The sequence below is a fragment of the Phyllobacterium sp. RCAM01083 genome, assembly GCF_055685835.1.
Genome location: NZ_JBVFZN010000003.1, coordinates 139,777 through 159,456, shown reverse-complemented (window position 1 = coordinate 159,456; position 19,680 = coordinate 139,777). Strand labels below are relative to the sequence as shown.

Genomic DNA, 19,680 nt, shown 5'->3' with positions numbered 1-19,680 from the left:
ATGCTGGTCGATATCAAGAACCTTCGTATTGCCTTTGAAACGCGAACAAGCCGGTTCGAGGCGGTGCGCGGCGTATCCATGCAGCTGGGTACCGAAAAACTCGGCATCGTCGGGGAAAGCGGTTCGGGCAAGTCCCTGACGGCGCGCGCCCTGATGAAGCTTCTGCCAAGCAATGCCAAGATTGAAGCCGACAGGCTTGCATTCGATGGCATCGATATTCTCGGTGCTTCGGAGCGCGGCATGCGCCAGATCCGCGGAAAGCGCGCCGGGTTCATTCTGCAGGACCCGAAATATTCGCTCAACCCGGTGAAGACGGTTGGCAGCCAGATTGCCGAATCATGGCGCACCCACAAGAAGGGCAGCCGCAAAGAAGCGGCGGAAGCTGCCATTGAACTGCTGGATCAGGTGATGATCCGCGACCCCCGCAAGGTGGCCGGTGCTTACCCCAACGAGATTTCGGGCGGCATGGGACAGCGCGTCATGATCGCCATGATGCTGGCGCCCGATCCGGAACTGCTGATCGCCGATGAACCGACCAGCGCACTCGATGCAACGGTGCAGGCGGAAATCCTGCGTCTCATCGACGATCTGGTGTCGCGCCGCGGCATGGGCCTCATCCTGATCAGCCATGACCTGCCGCTGGTCTCGCATTTCTGCGACAGGGTTGCCGTCATGTATTCCGGCCGGGTTGTGGAAGAGCTCAAGGCTTCCGAGCTCGCCAAGGCACAGCATCCCTACACGAAGGGCCTGCTGAATTGCATGCCGTCGCTGATGCACCCCAAGGAAAGACTTCCCGTTCTCACTCGCGATGCAGCGTGGCTCAACCCATGATCAAGGTCGATCAACTCAGAATCTCATTCGGCACGCATGAAGTTGTCCGGGGCGTTTCCTTTGATGTTGCCAAGGGCGGCAGCTTCGGCATCGTTGGGGAAAGCGGATCGGGCAAATCAACGGTTTTGCGCGCGATGGCCGGTCTCAATGAAGACTGGAGCGGGCGCATCGCCTTCGACGGCACCGATGCGCCGCTGAGGCGTCCGCCGGCTTTTTTCCGTCAGGTGCAGATGGTGTTCCAGGATCCGTTCGGTTCGCTGCACCCGCGCCAGACCATCGACCGGATTCTCAGTGAACTCCTCCTGGTGCACAAGCTGCCGGACGTCGAAAAACGCATCAAGCAGGCACTTTCGGACGTCGCCCTGCCGCAGACCGTGCGCTTTCGCTATCCGCACCAGCTTTCCGGCGGCCAGCGCCAGCGTGTTGCCATTGCCCGCGCGCTGATTGCCGAACCGCAGGTCCTGCTGCTGGACGAGCCGACCAGCGCGCTTGACGTGTCGGTGCAGGCGGAGATTCTCAACCTCTTGGCCGATCTCAGGCAGGCACGGAATTTGACCTATGTCCTCGTCAGTCACAATCTGGCGGTCATCGCGCATCTGTGTCCGCAGCTTGGCGTCATGCTGAACGGCGAGATGGTCGAGCAATTGAGCGCCGACGATCTGCGAGCAGGACGAGCGAAACACGCGCATACATCGGCGCTTCGCACGTTGAGTATCAATCTCGAAGAACCGGCATAACGGAGGACAGGATGTCCGTCAGTTTGAATTGGGTGGCCGCTGCGGCCTGTGCCGAAAACTTTGCAAGTCAATGGCCGGCCAACGAGCCGGGCGGGGCCATCATCGGTTTCGATAGGCAAGGCATCCGCTTCGCCTACGCCGGAGGTTTGGAAAGCCTTGCGACAGGCACGGCGTTTGCAGCTGACAGCGTGGTGCGCTACGCCTCGGTGACCAAGCATGTTTTTTCGGCGATGGTGCTGCAAAACGCTGGTCTTATCGCGCTGGATGATCGCCTCGGTGACCATCTTGCGGAGCTGCAGCCGCCGCTCGCCGACGTAACCGTTGGCCGTGCCCTCGACATGAGCGGCGGACTGCCGGATGTGCGCGAATGCCTGACGCTTCTCGGGCTGTCCGTTTATACGGAAACACAGAAACAGCCGCTCCTGGATTTTCTCGGCTCGTTGACGCGGCTGAACTTCGATGCCGGCACCGACGTTTCGTACTCCAACACCGGCTATCGTCTGGTCGAAGCGGCTCTCGAACGCCAGGGGAAGACCTTCGACGCTTTTGTTCAGGATGAGATTGCCGGTCCGCTGGGTATCTTCCTCAAGGCGCCGGAGGTATGGAACGATCCGGTTTCCGGTCTCGTGCCGGGCTACTTCAAGGACGGTGAAACGTGGCAGCTCAGCGCTGCTGGCCTGCATATTTCCGCGTCCGGCAGTCTGACGGGGAGCGGCAACAGCCTTGCCGTATGGCTGCAGCATTTGCTTGCAGGCAGTGATCGTCATGCGGGCCTGCTCGCGGCACTTTCCGCCACCCGCTGCATGGGCGATGGCCGCCCATCCAGCTACGGACTTGGTCTGCGCTGGTCGGAGCTGGCCGGGCGCCGCTTCGTCGGCCATGGCGGTTCTCACCCCGGCTACAAATCCTATTTCCTCCTTGATCCGGAAGCGGGAACCGGGTTTGTCGTCGTGTCCAATCGCGACGATACCAACGGCTACAAGATTGCCCTGGCCGTGATGGGTGCCCTCACGGGACTGCCGCTGCCGCAGACGAACTGCACCATTCCCGACGGTCTCTACGTCACGGAAACCGGCCCTTACTGGATTGAAATGGCGGGCGGCATTGCCACCTATCTCGACGCCGAGGACACGCTCTATGACGATGGCGACGGCTGGTTTTCATCGCGATCCGCTTCCTCGCCGATGCGGCTGCGCTGGACCGGCACGGCCCTGGAAGGCGAGGCGGGTTATATCAACCGGCGATTCCTGCCAGTAAAGCCGGGACTGGCATCCGCAGATCTCAACGGCCATTGGGTCGCCGCCGAATATGGGGCGCGTTTCGATATATGCGATGGCATGGTAAACATGGGCATCGGCCCGACGCGCCATGCCATGCCATTGGTTCCCCTGGGCAATGGCCGTTTCCTCTTCACGCTCATCGACGGACCCTGGCGCAAGCGCATCTGCCTGCATTGCCTCGCCGACGGAAAAGTCGAGCTGGTTCTCAGCCGCAGCCGCATGATGGAATATACGCTGGTACGCTGATTTTGATTTGAAATCCGCATCGCTTTCCGTAATACGGGAAGGCGCCCGCCCACCGCGGGTGCCTTTTTGTTGTGAAGCAGGAACCGTCCATTGGAAATCAAGTGGCTCGAAGACTTTCTCGCGCTTGCGAATACGCTGAATTTTTCGAAAGCTGCCGATGAGAGACATGTCACGCAGTCCGCTTTCAGCCGGCGCATCAAGCAGTTGGAGGCCTGGCTCGGAACAACCCTTATAGACCGGGCGACCTATCCGTCCCGCCTGACCGATGCGGGGGACAAGTTTGTGCCCGTCGCGCAGGAGGCGTTGAAGACGCTTCATCAGGCCCGGCGCAAATTCAAGGTGGACGAGGGGATCGATGCGCACACGATTACCTTCACGGCGCTGCACACCCTGTCATTCACCCTTTTCCCGGAATGGCTGAAGGCGCTGAACACGAAAACCGGACCGGTCCTATCCCGGTTGCGCCCGGACTCCGGCATCATGGAACAGAACGCCAATTCCCTGGTGGATGGCGAATGTGATTTCCTTTTGACCTATGCCCACGCGTCGGTGCCGTTGCTGCTCGATCCCCTGGAATTCGAGTATCAGCTGCTCGGTTCGGAAAATATCATTCCGGTGTCGGCACCCGGCGTCGATGGAGAACCGTTGCACGCGCTCGGCCGCGAGGGGAAACCGGTCGCCTATATCAGTTATGAAAAGGCTTCGTTCTTCGGTCAGCTGATGGCCGACCTCTTTGCCAGGCGGCAGCCGGACTATACGCTTGTGCATGAGGGCAGCATGGCTGTCGGACTGACGGGCATGGCGCTGGCCGGCTGGGGTGTCGCCTGGGCACCGGAGAGCCTGACGCGAGCCGATCTCGCGCAGGGCGCGCTGGTCCGGGCTGCCGATCCAAGCTGGGATATCAGCGTCGACATCCGGCTTTACCGGTCCCGGCAAAACCGGCGGCCCGTGGTTCGCCGCGTCTGGCAAGCCATCGCCGAAATGACGTCATCGCACTGACGCCGTCCGATCTGCCTTGCCGCATAGGAAAGGCAGATCCGCGGTGCCGAGGGTCAGACCGCCGTCTTGTGCGCGTGCTCGATATACAATTCACGCAACCGCCGCATGACGGGGCCGGGTGTACCGTTGCCAACGGGCAGTCCGTCGATCGTCGTGACCGGCAGGACAAAGTTGGATGCGCTGCTCATGCCCGCCTCGGTGGCGGCAAGAGCCTCGGCGAGGCTGAACGGGCGCTCCTCGATACGCATGCCGGTTTCCTGTGCCAGCTGCAGAAGAGCGAGACGCGTGCATCCGGGCAGCGTCTTGCTGCTGTTGGCGCGGGTGACGATCGAGCCTTCCGGTGTCACGATATAGGCCGTCGAGGATGCGCCTTCGGTGACCAGGCCATCTTCGATCATCCATGCTTCCTGGCAGCCCGCTTCCCTGGCGATACGCTTGGCCAGAACCTGCGGCAACAGGCAGGTGCTCTTGATATCCCGGCGCGCCCAGCGCATGTCGTCGACGGATTTGATGGCGAGCCCCGTATTCACGGCAGGCAAATCGATCAGCTTCTTGACCTGGGTGAACATGATGAGGGTCGGTTCGAGGTCATCGGAAAACAGGAAGTCCCGTTCCTCGGCACCGCGCGTCATCTGCAGATAGATCAGTCCCTCGACGAGCGCATTCCGCTCGATCAGGGTCTTTTGAATCTGCTCGATCTCCTCGGGGGAGACTGCCATCCGGATGCCGATCTCATTCGTTGACCGTTGCAGCCGCGTGGTGTGCGGCTTGCTGTCGACCAGTTTGCCGCCAAGAACGGCAGTGACTTCATAAATCCCGTCGCCGAAAAGAAAGCCGCGGTCAAAGATGGAAATGCGTGCTTCCGCGGCGGGAACGAACGCGCCGTTGACGTAGGCGATGCGGCTGTCGGCCGTGTGTTTCATGGGAACTCCTTGGTATGAAATGGGTGCGCCGGCCGGGAAATCACCGGCGGGCGAGGCGCTTCAATGTCGCGAGCGAGATGGCCTCGATCCGGTTGGGGCTCGATGTGCCGGCGTTGAAGCCTTCGGTGGTTTGCGCCATGCACAGGGAATTGAGGATACTTTCTTCCGTTGCTTCGATGGCTGCCTCGAACAGCGGCGATACAAGCTCATTCGGCAGATCCGGGATTGCCGTCACTTTCTTGCGCTGCTTTTTCGTGCGGCGAACCTCCGTTGCGGTGGAAAAGGCCAGGGCGTAGTCGCCCGAACCATTGCTTAGCGCTGCACCGGTTCGGGCGAGGCCGCCAAAAGCGCGCGTGGCCAGACGCTTCAGATTGCGGTCCGACAAAGGCGCGTCGGTGGCCACGATGATGACGATGGAGCCGTCCCGGTCTTCGCTTGCCGAACTGGCATAGGGTTGGCCATCGATGCGCAGATGCCCGCCATAGTTGGACTGGACGAGAATGCCGACGGTATAATCCTTGCCGCCTGTGCTGACGCGTCTGGAACTTGTGCCGATGCCGCCTTTCAGGCCGAAGGCCACCGTTCCCGCGCCTGCGCCGACGCTGCCTTCCGCGACAGGGCCGTCGGTCGCCGCTGCAAGCGCCTCGCCCATCTCCTCAATGCTGGGGCGCCCGCTGCGGATGTCATTGAGACGGGAATCATTGGTTTCGCCGACCACGGCGTTGATGGAGACCAGCTGGCCATTGTCCGGCTGCGACAGGGTCCAGCGGTTGATGGCTTCAATGGCCCTGCCGGTTGCCAATGTGTTTGTCAGAAGGATGGGCGTTTCCATCTCGCCCAGCTCTTCGATCTGGGTCGAGCCGGCGAACTTTCCGTAACCGTTGAGCACGGCTATCGCGGCCGGTACCTTGTCCTGGAACAGGTTGCCGCCATGCGGCAGGACCGCGGTGGCGCCGGTGCGGATGGTTTCGCCTTCGACAATCGTCACGTGCCCCACACGCACGCCAGCCACATCGGTGATCGCGTTGAGCGGACCGGGCGGATAGTGGCCTGGAGCAATGCCGATATCCCGCGCTCTCGATCGTTGTGTATTGCCGTTGGCCTGTGCCATCCCGTGCGCTCCCTTATGGCGTTTTCATAGCGCTCTTCCGCATGGGATGGCATCGCAAATGTGGAATAGTTCTATGTCGAATGCGCAATAGGCACGGTAGTGGCCGGCATTTTGGCCTATGGTCTTCCGGTTCGGACGTGGCTGATGTCCAGGATCAAGGCACAGATGCCGAGGACCGCACCGATCGCGCAGATGAGACCCCAGCCGCCCGAAATCCACGCAATGCCGGCAAGTGCCGATCCCATCGCGCCGCCGATGAAAAACTGGCCGACGAAAAGACCGTTCAACCGGCTGCCTGCCTCCGGCCGCAACAGGTTGATTTCCCGCCGCCCAAGCGTCTGGTCGCCGGTCACACCCACATCCAATAGGACGGCGCTGAGGCCGAGCAGCGTGAGCAAGGTGATGGGAGACGCCGCATCGGAACAGCCAGCTATGGCAGCCAGACCGAATGCCAGAACGATGAGGATGTGGCTGGCGAGCGTCGCCGTCATCGTCCAGCCGCGGTCGCCCATCCGGCCAAAGATCGGGGTAACCACGGCGCCTCCGGCACCGGCGAGAGCAAAGAGCGCGATGCCGGCTTGCCCAAGAGCAAAGGGAGGCATTGCCAGCCGCAGCGCGATTGCCGTCCAGAACAGGCTGAATACCGCCATCGCAAGGCTGGCGGACAGTGCGCGGCGGCGCAAAACGGGCTCCTCGCGAAAGAGGCTCCAGAGCGATCCGATCAACTGCGGATAGGTCTGTTGCGATTGCGGTTTGCGCGTGGGAAGGCGATAGGCGAGCACGCTCCCCAGGATGAACATGGCCAAGGCGCTCGACCAGTAGAAGGTACGCCAGCCAAGCACATCGGCGAGGGCGCTTGCTATCGGTCTCGACAGCAGGATGCCGATCATCAACCCGCTCATGACGTCGCCGATCGCCTTCCCCCTGTGTTCCGGGGATACCATGGCCGCGGCGACCGGAACCAGTATCTGGATCGCCGAACAGGCCGCGCCGAGCACAAGCAGCGCGATAATGAGGGAGACCGCGCCGGGCGCAAGTGCGGTGCAGACGGCGGCCGCAACGGCGATGGCGAGCATCCGCAGAACCAGCCGGCGATTTTCCAGCATGTCGGCGAGGGGAACGAGCAGGAAGAGCCCGGCTGAATAGCCGATGAGCGTTGCCGTTGAAATGAAACCATTCATCGACGGCGTCAGATGCAATTCGGACCCGATGATGCCGACCAGTGTCTGCGACGCAAACAGGTTGGTGACGATGACGCCGACCGCGGAACCGAAGAGGATGGTAAGAGAGGCCGGCAGGGACGATTCTGCACTGTCTGGCGCGCAGTGCGCAGCTTGGATCGGGTGGGACATTCCAGCTCCATGAATGGGTGTCGATGGTGTTCGACCAGACTTTATGGACTGTTCTTGTTATGATACAATTGAATACAAAGTATAATGATTATGCGAGATTCGTATGAACATCCCAGATATTCAGGCCTTTGTTGCGGTGGTTGAAACAGGGTCTATCGTCGCCGCCTCGACACGGCTGAACCTGACGCAGCCTGCCGTCACACGGCGGGTGCAGAACCTGGAAAGTGCCGTCGGCAAGACACTGCTTGACCGGCACTCCAAGCCGCTTAAGCCCACAACGGCCGGGCGATCCGCCTATGAACACGGCCGGCGGGTCCTGCATTCCATCGAGAACATGAAAGCCGAGGTTTCACCCGAAGGTGAGTTGTCGGGGGAGTTTCGCCTCGGCGTCATGCCCTATCTGTCCAATGCAGCGCTCAGTCTGCCGATTGACCGGCTTCGCGCGGAGTTTCCGAGGCTGTCATTGAAGGTCGGTTCGGGCTGGTCGCCGCGTCTGATCGAACAGGTGCAGCGCAATGAGATCGACGCTGCCGCCATCTGTCTGGCTGAAGGCATCAAGCCGCCGGACGATCTTGTCAGCCAGAGTTTCGGTTTGCAGAATGTGCTTCTTGTGGCAGCGCCCAGCCTGGGTATCCGGTCTCCCGCGACATTGCTCGATCTGTCCCGCCATCCCTGGGTCATGAACGAAAGCGGCTGCGGTTATCGCACCTTCATGCGGGAAACGTTTGATGCTGCCCGCCTGCCATTCGATATAGCGGTGGAAACAATCAGTTCCGATTTGCGCCTGTCACTGGTGGCACGCGGAATGGGCATTGGCATTATCACGCCGTCGGCGCTGATCGAAAGCCAGTGGCGTGATGCCGTTGCGGTCATCGAGACCGTCGACTTCCACCCCAAGGTGGAAGTCTGGCTGCTGCATCGCCCGCCCGCTGGACGGCTGGCGGACCCGATCGCACGATTTGGTCAAGCTTTGTCCGAAGCACTTAATCCAGTTTAGCGGTTCGAAGGAAAACATGCAGCTGCAAGAATAGCTTGCAGCTGATACCTCACTCGATCTCTGTCACCGCCGCGCGGACAGCTCACGGCCATACCGGCCGGGGTGAGACGGTTTAATGCTGAGGTTTGACCTCAAGGAAAATGCCGGCCTCGCGTGCCGCATCGACAAATGCACGCCGGGCCTTATAGGCTGGTTTCCACCCATCAAGGGCATCCATACAGGATTGGAGTGCCTTCCGGTATTTGGGGCCGTGATTGCGCGGCCAGTGGATTTTGAGACATTCTACGGCTTCCCATGTGCTGTAGATCATCCTCTGTCCCGCAATGCCCAATCGTACTGCAACGGGGACAGAAAAACGTTTTTCACTCATCTCTTCCTCTTTTCCATCGCATGATTCCAACATCTCGATGATCGCAGGATTTTGGGGCAGCAATGAGTCATCCCTGCCGCCACCGGCATTCCGGCATGCTTGGATCAGAGCGATGTGGGGACATCGCCATGATCCACCCTGCGTGAGAATTCCGTTTCCAGGCCCTGTGCAAGCCGTGCCGCCTGACCGATCCAGTCTTCCCGTTCAATGCGTCCGGGAAAGGCGAGGTAGCTGCCGACCCACTCCGCATTCTGATGGGTCCACGCCGCGATCTGACTGAATGTCCAGATGCCGAGTTCGTTGAGTTTGATCTCGTTGGTGTGGCCGACGCCCGCTATCCGTTTCAGATTGTCGGGGGTTGCAACCCTGTCGATTGACGGCGGGCGCTGTCCGGGATGACCGTCGCTGGCCAGAGCCGTTGCGGCCGGCGCGGCGGCAACCGGTGCCGCCGCCGGGGCCATGGCGGGTTGCTGTTGGACAGCCGGTTCGGCGGCGCGCAGACTTGCCAGCCAGCTGCCGGCGAAATAACCGACGATGTAGCTGGCGACAAGCAGCAGAGCCGCCTCCAGATACTGCCCGGCAAGACCCGGCAACCATTTCAGCACCGCGACGACGAGGCCGACGACAAAGAGCAGACAAAGCAGTTTAAGCGAGCCCGGCCAGGAAACCGGCCGCCATGCCTGGACCGATCGCTGGAAGGTCATGAAACCCACTGCGATGCCCAGAAGAAGCGCAATCAACATCCAAGGCCAGTACGTCGAAAGTAGATAGGTCATTGCCGTTCTCTCCTATTTGACAGAGAATTCGATCGGGCGATCAAGCGCCTTGCCTATATCAGTATCGTTCGATGCAATCGGATATGGGGAACCGAGGTCGACGGCAGTCAGCCGCTCGGGTGATAGGTCGGCATTTGCCAGGCAAGTGGTGCTGGCCTTTGTCACTTTGAGGGCCGACTCATCGCATTGTCCTCGGATGAATAAAACCTTAAGTTGCAACGACAACCTATACGTTTCCGCGCCTTCTTTCTAGTGACGCAATTTGTCCGGATTCTTCCCGATTGATCCACACAGCGTCAGAATGGCGCGTTGGCTGCCCGGTTACCGGCTCAAGCGACGATCGGCACGGCAATGTCGTGTCCGGCGATTGCCTTGACATTGTTCCGGCCGCTGTGTTTTGCCCGGTACAGCGCCTTGTCGGCATTTTCCAGAATCTGTTCCGAACTGTCGAAAACGCCACTTCGCATCGACGCGACGCCAAGGCTGGCGGTCATTCTTATGATGTCGTCCTGCGGGGCCTTGATGCGCAGGCTGCTGATGGCGGTCCTGATGGCCTCTGCCACGGCGACACCGTCTTCCAGGCTGCAGGCGGGAAGAACAAGGGCAAATTCTTCGCCGCCGTACCGCGCGATATGGCATGTCCGGTCCGAGCAGACGCCGCTGAGGACGCTGGCGGCGGCTTTGAGACACGTATCACCGGCCTGATGGCCGTAGCGGTCATTGATGGACTTGAAGTGATCGAGATCGACCATGACGATGGCCAGATCATCGCCCCGATCGACGGATGTATTGAACGCCTCAACCAGCTTTCGCTCAAAACTGCGCCTGTTGGCGAGCCGGGTCAGGCCATCCTCCTCGGACAGGGTGTGCAGAATGGTGTTGGTCTCCAACAGGTCGCGCGACACCCGGCCATAGGCCTGAATGGCATCGAAAATGGTTGAAAGCTCCCGAAACAGGGGATGGCGGAATTTGACGTCGCCCGCTTCCTGCCGGTCAATCGACCCGAGATAGTTGATCGCCGTATGGATGGGGGCAATGATGTGGCGGGCCACAACCAACAGCGCGCCGATGGCGATTGCCACCGGGAGTATCAGGATGACGATCCATGCCAGCTGGATCATCCTGGCGGTCTTCTGAATGTCGCCCGACATCGCATAGGCGAGCGCCGCAGCGTCCGTCGTCAGGTCCTGTGTCAGGCTGTCCGTCAGATGCATGGCCGATTGATAGGCCTCGAGCGCCTGCTTATCCAGCTGTGCGGCGGAGATCCCTTCGGTTTTCGTTTGGGCCAGTGCCTCGCTTCGCCTGATCTGTTCCCGCTTGGCAATGATGCGTTTTACCTGTTCGGCGACTTCCAGCACCTTGTCGGCCAGTTGCGCATTGTTATCCAGGGTGAAGCTTCGGGCGAGGACATGGGTCTGCAGCTGCACCTGCCGTTCAAGTTCACGATCCCGGGCGAGATAGGCTGAGCGGACAAGCGACGCCAGCCGTTCGATCTTCAGGGCATTGCGGTTCTGGGCCAGGACGAGCGGCAGCTGGTTTTCCTGCGCGTAATCGGCGTTGCTTTCGATCTTTTGCAGCAGGAAGAATGAATAGCCGGCCGCCGCAACGGCATAGACGAGGACAAGCGCAATCAGGAGCTGGCCTGCAGCCCGCATCGAAATTTGCATTCCCTGAAAAGGATTACGCATGTCGGGTAACGGCCTAATAGATGCTGAAGGGAAAGTAGTTGTTGTTGATCCGGTCATAGGTTCCGTTGAGCCTGATCTGGCTCAACGCCTCGTTGACCTGCTGGATAAGCTCGGTATTGCCCTTGGAGGCCGTCACATGCGACGTGCTGCGCAGGAGATCGCTGGTGAGCGGATCACCGACATAGTCGAACCTGGAGTTTTCGGGTGACTGCAGAAAGGCAAGCAGTTCTATCGAGTCCGCCAGCATCAGCTCGACACTGCCGGAGGTCAGCAGTTTCTGAGCGGAGGGCTGATCCGCGGCCAGAATGATCGTGCTTTCGGGGTAGACTTTCTTGAGATATTCAGCCTGCATCGTATCCTTGCCCGCGCCGATTTTAATGCCCTTCAAGGCAGCGGGGGAAATGTCGTGGAATTTCTGCGGATCGCCGGCAAAAGCCGAATGGGAACGGTAATAGGGCGTGGAAAATTCCATGCGCTTCGCGCGTTCATCGGTCAGCGACATGCTGGCAACCACGAGATCGTATTCGTGCTGTTCAAGCCGCGTGATGATCTCCACCCACGGCACCGTGACGATTGAGCAGTTTGCGTCCATCTCCTTGCAGAGGGCGTGGGCGATTTCGACGTCGAAACCGGTCAGCTTGCCGGAGGCATCGATGAAATTGAAGGGAGGGTAGGCGCCCTCGGTCGCTATTCTCAATGTCTGCTTTTCCGCCGAAGCCATGCCGCCGAGCGAAACCAAAGCTGCAATTGCAAGAGCCAATACCGATTTCATCTTGTGTGCCCCAAATAGCATTTTGAACCATTTGGTTGCCTCGAAATGAATAAAGTGTAACCGGCGCCCCGCGATGTCGCGACATGATTTATTTTGATTGAACAGCTCAAGTTCAAATTTAGAAAAACCGGCTTCGGCGGGACGTTCGGGTGCCGCCCATTGGGCGAGCTGGAAATCAACCCAATAATAACCTGATCCGTTAATTCAACATCAAGTGTTTGTCCGTAGTGGAAGACCACGGGAGGATGCAAACAGGGACAGAGAGAACCGTAATCATGATGTTGGTGATGGCGTGTATCGGCGGAAAACACAACATTTGGCTTGTTCTCCTTGCGGCTTTCGTTTGCGTATCGGGTTCATGGGCGATCTTCCGCCTGTTTCAGCGGGCGGCGAATACAACGGGCCCGGAAAAAATCGGATGGCACTTCCTGACGGCAACGGCGGCGGGATCGGCGATCTGGTGTACCCACTTCATCGCCATGTTGGCCTATGATCCGGGAGCGCCCGTCGCCTTCGATGCCGTCCTGACCATCGTTTCACTTCTGGTCGCAATCGGCGGAGCGCTGGTAAGCTTCGTCATAGCCACGAGCGGATCGGGCCGGCTGCCTTCCATCGTCGGCGGTTCGCTGTTGGGTGTATCCATCGCGGCCATGCATTATACCGGCATGTTCGCCTATCGCGTCCAGGGTATTGTCGATTGGGACATGACCTATTTGATGGCCTCGATTGTTCTGTCGGTCGTCCTTTCAGCTGTTTCACTGCACCTTGCCGTCAATGGCAAATTCAACAGGCGATTGGCCGCCGCGTCCGGCGTGCTGGCGCTTGCCATTGTCAGCCTGCATTTTACCGGCATGACGGCGTTCAAAATTACCCCGTTGTCGACGGCGGGTGCGTTCACCGATCACGCGGCCCTGCAGGCCATGGCCCTGGCAATCGCGCTGGTGGGCATGATTGTCGTGGGTACGGGGCTCGTCAGTTACCTCATCGATGACCGCACACGGGCGGATTCGTATCAGCGGCTGCGCCAGATGGCGATGAACGACAGTCTGACGGGCCTTCCCAACCGCGCCAGCTTCAATGACCGCCTCGACAGGGAAATCCGCGCCGCCGGCAATACCGGAAACCGGATTGCGCTGATCTGCATCGATCTCGACCGCTTCAAGGAAATCAACGATGTCCGTGGGCATAGTTCCGGCGACGAGGTTCTGCGCACTCTGGCGCTGCGCATGAGCGATCTGTTGCACGACGGCGAATTCGTTGCGCGGCTGGGCGGAGATGAATTTGCCGCCATTCATCACGCGCACAGCGGAGAAGCGCTGAACGGGTTTCTCGCCCGCATTGAAACAGCGATGTTCAAGCCCATCCGCATTGGCGATTTTGACGTGAACCCTGGAGCGAGCATCGGCGTCGCACTCTATCCCGATGATGCCGATACCAAGGAAATGCTGATCAACAATGCCGACCTTGCCATGTATCGTGCCAAGGCCGATCGGACCACGGCAGTCTGCTTCTACGAACAGGGAATGGACGAAACGGTCCGGGCCCGCCGGACATTGGCGGGAGAGCTGCGCGAGGCGCTCGACAACAATGAACTCGACCTGCACTATCAGGTGCAGACCGCGGTTTCGACCGGCGAAGTTCGCGGCTATGAAGTCCTGCTGCGCTGGAAGCATCCGAAGCACGGTTTCATCCCGCCGTCAGAATTCATCCCGCTTGCGGAGGAAACCGGGCTGATCCTGCAACTGGGCGAATGGGTTCTGCGCACGGCCTGTGCCGCCGCCACATCCTGGACGCCTGCCTACAAGATTGCGGTCAATCTGTCGCCCGTTCAGCTTTCCCATGCGGACCTGCCGAAGCTGATCCATGAAATCCTGCTGGAAACCCAACTGCCCGCCAGCCGCCTCGAGCTCGAACTGACGGAATCGACGATCATCGCCGATAAGGTCCGGACGCTGCATATCCTGCGCCAGATCAAACAGCTGGGTGTCACCATCGCCCTCGATGATTTCGGAACGGGATATTCGTCGCTTGAAACCCTGCGGTCGTTTCCCTTCGATACGATCAAGCTGGACCGTTCCTTCATGAGCGAAGTCGAGACGAGCCCGCAGGCAAAAGCCATTATTCGCGCGGTTCTCGCGCTGGGCAAGAGCCTCAGCATCCCGGTTCTGGCCGAGGGCATCGAAACGCAGAGCCAGCTGTCGCTTCTGGATGCGGAGGGGTGCGATGCGGCGCAAGGCTTTTATCTGGGCAGGCCCGCCCCGCTGGACCAGATCATGATCAGCGGCCGGATCAGCAGGATTGAAGACGGTATTGCAGCGGAAATGCCGCTGCCGCAACCAACCACCATTCTGGCATTGTCGGCCTAGAATTCCGCCGTTCCACAGGGGTATCGCAGAACAGAAAAACGGCTTTTCGCCGCTGAAAGCTAACTGAAAGGTTGCGTCATCTATAGTACCCCTGCATCCATAAGAACACACCCACGGTGTGACAAAGAATTGAGGGTGCGGGAAACAAATCGAGGACGGAACAATGGCACTTTCACGCTCTTTTTTTCACACGGCTTCTTTTGCCGTTTTGATGGCCGCCAGCACATTCGGTGCCGGATCCGCCGCTCATGCCGATGACAAGATCACCATCATGGTGGGCGGCTATGAAAAGCACATTTACTTGCCTGCAAAGCTTGCCGAAGCGCTCGGCTATTTCAAGGACGAAGGCCTGGATGTTGAATTGCTCAACGAACCGGCCGGTGTCGATGCCGAAAACCAGCTGCTGGCAGGCGCCGTCCAGGGCGTTGTCGGTTTCTACGATCACTGCATTGACCTGCAGGCCAAGGGCAAGCTTGTTGAATCGATCGTTCAGTTCAGCCAGGCGCCGGGCGAAGTCGAACTGGTTTCGACGAAACACCCCGAGATCAAGTCTGCGGCTGACTTCAAGGGCATGAGCCTCGGCGTCACCGGGCTTGGCTCCTCCACCAATTTCCTCACGCAGTATCTGGCTTTCAAGAGTGGCTTGCAGCCCGGAGAGTTTACATCCGTGCCTGTCGGTGCCGGAGCGACATTCATTGCCGCCATGCAGCAGGACAAGATCCAGGCCGGCATGACAACCGAGCCGACCATCTCGCGCATGCTCAAGACCAAGGAAGCAAGCGTCCTGATCGACATGCGCACGATTGAAAGCACGCGGGCCGCTCTCGGCGGAACCTATCCCGCCGCATCGCTCTATATGGAAACATCGTGGGTCGATGCACACAAGGAAACGACGCAGAAGCTGGCCAATGCCTTCGTCAAGACCTTGAAGTACATCAACACCCACAGTGCGGATGACATTGCCGACAAGATGCCGAAGGATTTCTACGTCGGCGACAAGGAAGGTTATGTAAAGGCGCTTGCCGACGGCAAGGGCATGTTCACCGCAGACGGCGTGATGCCGGCGGACGGTCCGCAGACCGTACTGAACGTTCTGTCGAGCTTTTCCAAGAACGTCAAAGGCAAGCAGATCGATCTTTCCAAGACCTTCACGTCTGAATTCGTGAAAGCTGCCAAATAACCTTTCCGAGCCTATCGCTTCCGGCCGCCAGCGGCTGGAAGCGATCCCTTGGTATCGGGCATTGCGTGCACGCCCGTTATTCAGCACGCCCCAGGTATTTGCCATGAAAGACAATGCATCCCAGACCCCTGCCATTGAATTGATCAATGTCAGCCGCCGCTTCGTTTCACCGACCGGCAAGTCGCTGACTGCCTTGCGCGATTTCAACATGGTGGTCGAACCCGGCGAGTTCGTCGCCGTTGTCGGACCGACAGGTTGCGGCAAGTCCACAACGCTCAATCTCGTCACCGGACTTGCCCGGCCAAGCGCCGGCGAAGTGCGCCTCATGGGCGGCCCGGTCAATGGCATCGATCCGAGAGTCGGCTTCGTGTTTCAGACCGACGCCTTGTTCCCGTGGCGCAATGTCATTGACAATGTCATGGCCGGCCCGCTCTTCCGGGGAAAATCCCATGCGGAAGCCACCCGCAGCGCCAGAGACTGGCTCGCCCGTGTCGGGCTGTCCCGCTTCGAGCAGCATTATCCGCACCAGCTTTCGGGCGGCATGCGCAAGCGCGTGTCCCTGGCCCAGACTTTCATCAATGAACCTGAAATTCTGTTGATGGACGAGCCGTTTTCGGCGCTGGACGTGCAGACCCGGACCGTGATGCATGAAGAGCTGTTGCGCCTGTGGGCGGAACGCAAGGCCTCGGTCATCTTTGTGACGCACGACCTTGAGGAGGCGGTTGCGCTTGCGGACAAGGTCTATGTGCTGACCGCCGGACCCGCAACGGTGAAATCCGTCTATCCCATCAATCTCCCGCGTCCGCGCGTGGTTGCTGACATTCGCTACGAGCCCCGTTTCATCGAATATTGCCGCACGATCTGGGAAGATCTGCGCGATGAAGTGGAAATGAGCTATCGCCGCGCCAGTCAGGCAGCCTGAACCGGAGGAATTTCATCATGACCGATACCCCATTGGAAAACATTGCTCCGATTTTCCGCGCCGGAACCTCGGACGCAGAAATAGAGGCTGCCGCTCTCAAGGCAATGCAACGCCGCAAACACGCTGTCTTGTTCTGGCGGCTTGTCATCCTGGTCGGCATTCTCGGCATCTGGGAACTTGCAGCCAACAGGCTTTGGATCGATCCGTTTTTCTATTCCAGCCCAAGCGGCATTGTCATGCGCCTGTATGAATGGATCACGGAGGGTACCGCCGAAGGGTCGCTCTGGTTCAATCTGTGGGTCACCATGGAAGAAGCATTGATCGGCTTTTTTGCAGGCTCCATTGCCGGCGTTCTGGTTGGCATCGGCCTTGGCCGCAACCAGTTCCTCTCCGACATTTTCTCGGTTTATATCAAGGCGATCAACTCGATCCCGCGCGTCGTTCTTGCCCCGATCTTCATCATGATCATGGGGCTGGGACTGGCATCCAAAGTGGCGCTGGCCTTCATCATGGTGTTCTTCGTGGTGTTCGCCAATGCATTTCAGGGCGTGCGCGAAGCCGACCGCAACATGATTGCCAATGCCCGTATTCTCGGGGCGTCCAATTGGCAGGTGACGCGCACGGTAATCGTACCATCGGCGATGAGCTGGATTTTCGCCAGCCTGCACGTCAGCTTCGGCTTTGCCATCATCGGCGCGATCGTTGGTGAATTTGTCGGCGCGCGCTTTGGCATCGGTCAGTTGATCTCGATTGCCAAAGGCACATTCGATGCGGCCGGCATGTATGCCGCAATCATCCTGGTGATGCTTGTTACGCTGCTGGCGGAAATGATCATGACCATGATCGAAACCCGGCTGGCAAAGTGGCGCCCGCAACAGCACACCGACATGCAGTAATCCAGCATGCCAGCGATCAAGACAGGACCGGCTCGCTCCGGTCCTGTTTTATTGTTGGCAGCTTGATGTCCACGGTCAATCCTCCGCTCGGGGATGTGCCCAAACTCACCGTACCGTCAGCGCCGTCGACGACTTCCTTGACGATGGCAAGGCCCAGCCCGCTGCCCTCGGGCTGCACGTCCATGATACGGTAGAACCGCTCGAAAACCTTCGCCCTTTCATCGTCGGGTATACCCGGCCCGTTGTCTTCGACACGAAGCTGCACCCATTCATCACCTTTGGAAACGGAAACCGTGACGGTGCCGCCAACCGGCGTGTAGCGCAGGGCATTGTCGATGAGATTGACAATCATCTCGGACAGCATCGGGCCGTCGCCTTCGACGAAAGCCGGTTCGCTGGCCTCGAAACCGAGATCGATCTGGCGGCGCAAGGCCGTTTCGGCATAGGTGTCGAGGACCTGCCGTGTTGCCGCGGTCATATCGACCCTGTCGCGCCGCGGCCTGCGGCTGCCCGGTTCGGCGCGCGACAATGTCAGCAGCTGACTGGCGAGGCGGGCGAGCTGCTTCGTGCTGGACCGCAGAGCCTGCAAGGCCTCGTTGCGGCGGTCGTTGTCCTGTTCCCGGGCGGCAAAGCTTGCCTGGGTCGCGACCAGGGTCAGGGGGGTGCGCAACTGGTGCGCCGCGTTGGAGACGAACCGCCTCTGTGCCGCCATCTGGCTTTGTACGCGCTCCATATAATCGTTGAGGGCGTGCACCAGGGGACGCAGTTCGGTCTGCACGGTTTCGGGAGAAAACGGATCAAGCCGCTCCCGTCCCTGTTCGCGCACCGCATCGCGCAGGCGCAGGACCGGGGTGAGCCCGCGCTGCAGCCCGACAATGGCGACAAAACCGGCGACGAGAACCAGCAGCACCTGTTTGGTGAAATCCGACAACCAGAGCCTTTGCCGCATTGCCCGTTCGCCATTCAGCGTCACCGCGACGGACACGGACACTTCGGCATCCCGCGCCAGTCCGATCACCGGGTGGTTCAATGTCAGCACGCGTACCGGAGAGTCTCTGAAAACCGCATCCTCGCCCACCTGTTCCTTCTTGGGTTCGGGCAGGTTGTCGAAGCCGGAGACCAGGGTTCCCCATGCCGTCAGCACCCGGTAAAAAACCCTGTCGCCATGGCCGATATCGAACATCTCGAGCGCAGCGGGCGGAATATCCACGGCAACCGTCCCGTTGGTGTCCACCGTCACGGCTTCGGCAATCACCCGGGCGGACGCCAGCAGCAGCTGATCGCTGACCAGATCGGCGGTGGCCTCGGCGGATTGAAAGCTGATGACGAGATTGACGCAGATCACACCGATCAGCGGAAGAACGATCCAGAGCAGAAGCTGGACCCGCAGGCTCTCGCTCAGCCGTTTCCACAAGCGGCGGAATTTCGACTGCGTCTGGGGCTTGCCGTCACTCGCCATGGCGCAAAAGATAACCCATGCCGCGCAATGTCGCGATTTTCACCGAACTGCCTTCCAGCTTCTTGCGTACCCTGTGAACATAAATCTCTATGGCATTTGCATCGGCCAAATCATTGAAACCGAAGACACTTTCGCACAGGACGGTTTTGCTGACCGTCGTCCCCGCCTTGAAAATCAGGTGCTCCAGCACCGCATGCTCGCGCGGTGTCAGCGACATGAGCTTGCCCGACAGAAAGAACTGCCGCGTCCTGCCGTCGAACAGCAATTCACCCAACTCGATCTCGGGATTGGCCCGGTTATGCCCACGGCGGAGCTGCGCCCGGATCCGTGCCTCCAGTTCGGCGATCTCGAATGGTTTGGCCAGATAGTCGTCGGCGCCTTCGTCGAGCCCTGCAACCCGGCCGCCAAGGCTTGCATTCGCGGTCAGTATGATGACCGGAACGGTACTGCCGCTCTTGCGCAGGCGTCGCAGCACGGTCATTCCGTCCATTTTGGGCAGGGATAGATCGAGAATGACAAGGGCATAGTCGGCGACCCGCAGGGCATGGTCGGCGTCCTCGCCATTATAGACGGTATCGACGGCATAATGGGCCTGCCGCAGCGCTTTATCGAGCCAGGATGCCAAATCACGATTGTCTTCAACGAGGAGTATGCGCATGCGCGTAGGATATACTACGGGTGCAGGAATTTACCAATGCGCGTGGATTTTTTACCGACAAACATGATTCTTGCATCTCGCCAGCGCAGGGATTCATGATAAGAGCGCCAGGTGTGG

Annotated in this window: 18 protein-coding genes; 9 read left to right on the top strand and 9 right to left on the bottom strand. The window is 59.6% G+C overall.

Annotation, left to right across the window (positions count from 1 at the left end; all coding sequences use genetic code 11):
- From ACZ25R_RS02330 to ACZ25R_RS02315, 4 genes are all read left to right on the top strand, one after another.
- Positions 1 to 831 carry an ABC transporter ATP-binding protein gene (locus ACZ25R_RS02330; protein WP_223614889.1) on the top strand — a complete coding sequence of 277 codons (831 nt, stop codon included), beginning with the start codon at positions 1 to 3 and terminating at the stop codon, positions 829 to 831.
- Positions 828 to 1,568, top strand: coding sequence for an ABC transporter ATP-binding protein (locus tag ACZ25R_RS02325; protein ID WP_464664567.1), 741 nt, complete (start codon positions 828 to 830; stop codon positions 1,566 to 1,568). The genes ACZ25R_RS02330 and ACZ25R_RS02325 overlap by 4 nt, the downstream gene beginning before the upstream one ends.
- A gap of 11 nt (positions 1,569 to 1,579) precedes the next feature.
- Positions 1,580 to 3,094 (top strand): serine hydrolase domain-containing protein, encoded by a 1,515-nt coding sequence (locus tag ACZ25R_RS02320; RefSeq protein WP_472459906.1) that lies wholly within the window; start codon positions 1,580 to 1,582, stop codon positions 3,092 to 3,094.
- A 90-nt stretch (positions 3,095 to 3,184) separates the two neighbouring features.
- Positions 3,185 to 4,093: a LysR family transcriptional regulator gene (locus ACZ25R_RS02315; RefSeq protein ID WP_464664569.1), complete on the top strand. Its 909-nt coding sequence runs from the start codon at positions 3,185 to 3,187 to the stop codon at positions 4,091 to 4,093.
- Positions 4,094 to 4,146: 53 nt separating this feature from the next.
- Here the strand turns inward: ACZ25R_RS02315 and ACZ25R_RS02310 are convergent, their stop codons facing one another.
- The 3 genes from ACZ25R_RS02310 to ACZ25R_RS02300 all read right to left on the bottom strand — a co-directional run bounded on the left by ACZ25R_RS02310 (position 4,147) and on the right by ACZ25R_RS02300 (position 7,479).
- Positions 4,147 to 5,016, bottom strand: a complete 870-nt coding sequence (locus tag ACZ25R_RS02310; protein ID WP_464664570.1) for a D-amino-acid transaminase — start codon at positions 5,014 to 5,016, stop codon at positions 4,147 to 4,149.
- 40 nt (positions 5,017 to 5,056) lie between these two features.
- Positions 5,057 to 6,127, bottom strand: a complete 1,071-nt coding sequence (locus ACZ25R_RS02305) for a DmpA family aminopeptidase (protein ID WP_472459905.1) — start codon at positions 6,125 to 6,127, stop codon at positions 5,057 to 5,059.
- Positions 6,128 to 6,243: 116 nt separating this feature from the next.
- Positions 6,244 to 7,479, bottom strand: a complete 1,236-nt coding sequence (locus ACZ25R_RS02300; protein WP_472459904.1) for an MFS transporter — start codon at positions 7,477 to 7,479, stop codon at positions 6,244 to 6,246.
- A 103-nt stretch (positions 7,480 to 7,582) separates the two neighbouring features.
- Between ACZ25R_RS02300 and ACZ25R_RS02295 the strand changes: the two genes are divergently transcribed.
- The gene (locus ACZ25R_RS02295) at positions 7,583 to 8,476 is read left to right on the top strand and encodes a LysR family transcriptional regulator (RefSeq protein WP_472459902.1); all 894 of its coding nucleotides are present in this window, start codon (positions 7,583 to 7,585) and stop codon (positions 8,474 to 8,476) included.
- Positions 8,477 to 8,588: 112 nt separating this feature from the next.
- Here ACZ25R_RS02295 and ACZ25R_RS02290 read toward each other — a convergent pair whose 3' ends face one another.
- The 4 genes from ACZ25R_RS02290 to ACZ25R_RS02275 all read right to left on the bottom strand — a co-directional run bounded on the left by ACZ25R_RS02290 (position 8,589) and on the right by ACZ25R_RS02275 (position 12,082).
- Complete coding sequence (locus ACZ25R_RS02290) at positions 8,589 to 8,909, bottom strand: DUF982 domain-containing protein (RefSeq protein ID WP_472459901.1); 321 nt, start codon at positions 8,907 to 8,909, stop codon at positions 8,589 to 8,591.
- Positions 8,910 to 8,950: 41 nt separating this feature from the next.
- Positions 8,951 to 9,622, bottom strand: coding sequence for a hypothetical protein (locus ACZ25R_RS02285; RefSeq protein ID WP_472459900.1), 672 nt, complete (start codon positions 9,620 to 9,622; stop codon positions 8,951 to 8,953).
- Positions 9,623 to 9,951: 329 nt separating this feature from the next.
- Complete coding sequence (locus ACZ25R_RS02280; RefSeq protein ID WP_472459899.1) at positions 9,952 to 11,277, bottom strand: GGDEF domain-containing protein; 1,326 nt, start codon at positions 11,275 to 11,277, stop codon at positions 9,952 to 9,954.
- Positions 11,278 to 11,323: 46 nt separating this feature from the next.
- Entirely contained in the window at positions 11,324 to 12,082 is a 759-nt protein-coding gene (locus ACZ25R_RS02275) for a transporter substrate-binding domain-containing protein (RefSeq protein WP_223614896.1), read from the bottom strand.
- A 275-nt stretch (positions 12,083 to 12,357) separates the two neighbouring features.
- Between ACZ25R_RS02275 and ACZ25R_RS02270 the strand changes: the two genes are divergently transcribed.
- The 4 genes from ACZ25R_RS02270 (at position 12,358) to ACZ25R_RS02255 (ending at position 17,446) form a co-directional block, all read left to right on the top strand.
- A complete protein-coding gene (locus ACZ25R_RS02270; protein ID WP_472459898.1) occupies positions 12,358 to 14,448 on the top strand; it encodes a putative bifunctional diguanylate cyclase/phosphodiesterase in 2,091 nt (696 codons plus the stop codon).
- Between the two features lie 163 nt (positions 14,449 to 14,611).
- Positions 14,612 to 15,628, top strand: a complete 1,017-nt coding sequence (locus tag ACZ25R_RS02265; RefSeq protein WP_223614898.1) for an ABC transporter substrate-binding protein — start codon at positions 14,612 to 14,614, stop codon at positions 15,626 to 15,628.
- A 103-nt stretch (positions 15,629 to 15,731) separates the two neighbouring features.
- A complete protein-coding gene (locus ACZ25R_RS02260) occupies positions 15,732 to 16,550 on the top strand; it encodes an ABC transporter ATP-binding protein (RefSeq protein ID WP_223614899.1) in 819 nt (272 codons plus the stop codon).
- Positions 16,551 to 16,567: 17 nt separating this feature from the next.
- Positions 16,568 to 17,446, top strand: a complete 879-nt coding sequence (locus ACZ25R_RS02255; RefSeq protein ID WP_346305088.1) for an ABC transporter permease — start codon at positions 16,568 to 16,570, stop codon at positions 17,444 to 17,446.
- Between the two features lie 16 nt (positions 17,447 to 17,462).
- On the opposite strand, the gene ACZ25R_RS02250 is transcribed toward ACZ25R_RS02255, so the two are convergent.
- Both ACZ25R_RS02250 and ACZ25R_RS02245 read right to left on the bottom strand, forming a co-directional pair.
- A complete protein-coding gene (locus ACZ25R_RS02250) occupies positions 17,463 to 18,905 on the bottom strand; it encodes a sensor histidine kinase (protein WP_223614901.1) in 1,443 nt (480 codons plus the stop codon).
- Positions 18,895 to 19,563, bottom strand: coding sequence for a response regulator (locus ACZ25R_RS02245; protein ID WP_105733521.1), 669 nt, complete (start codon positions 19,561 to 19,563; stop codon positions 18,895 to 18,897). The genes ACZ25R_RS02250 and ACZ25R_RS02245 overlap by 11 nt, the downstream gene beginning before the upstream one ends.
- Positions 19,564 to 19,680 lie beyond the last annotated feature (117 nt).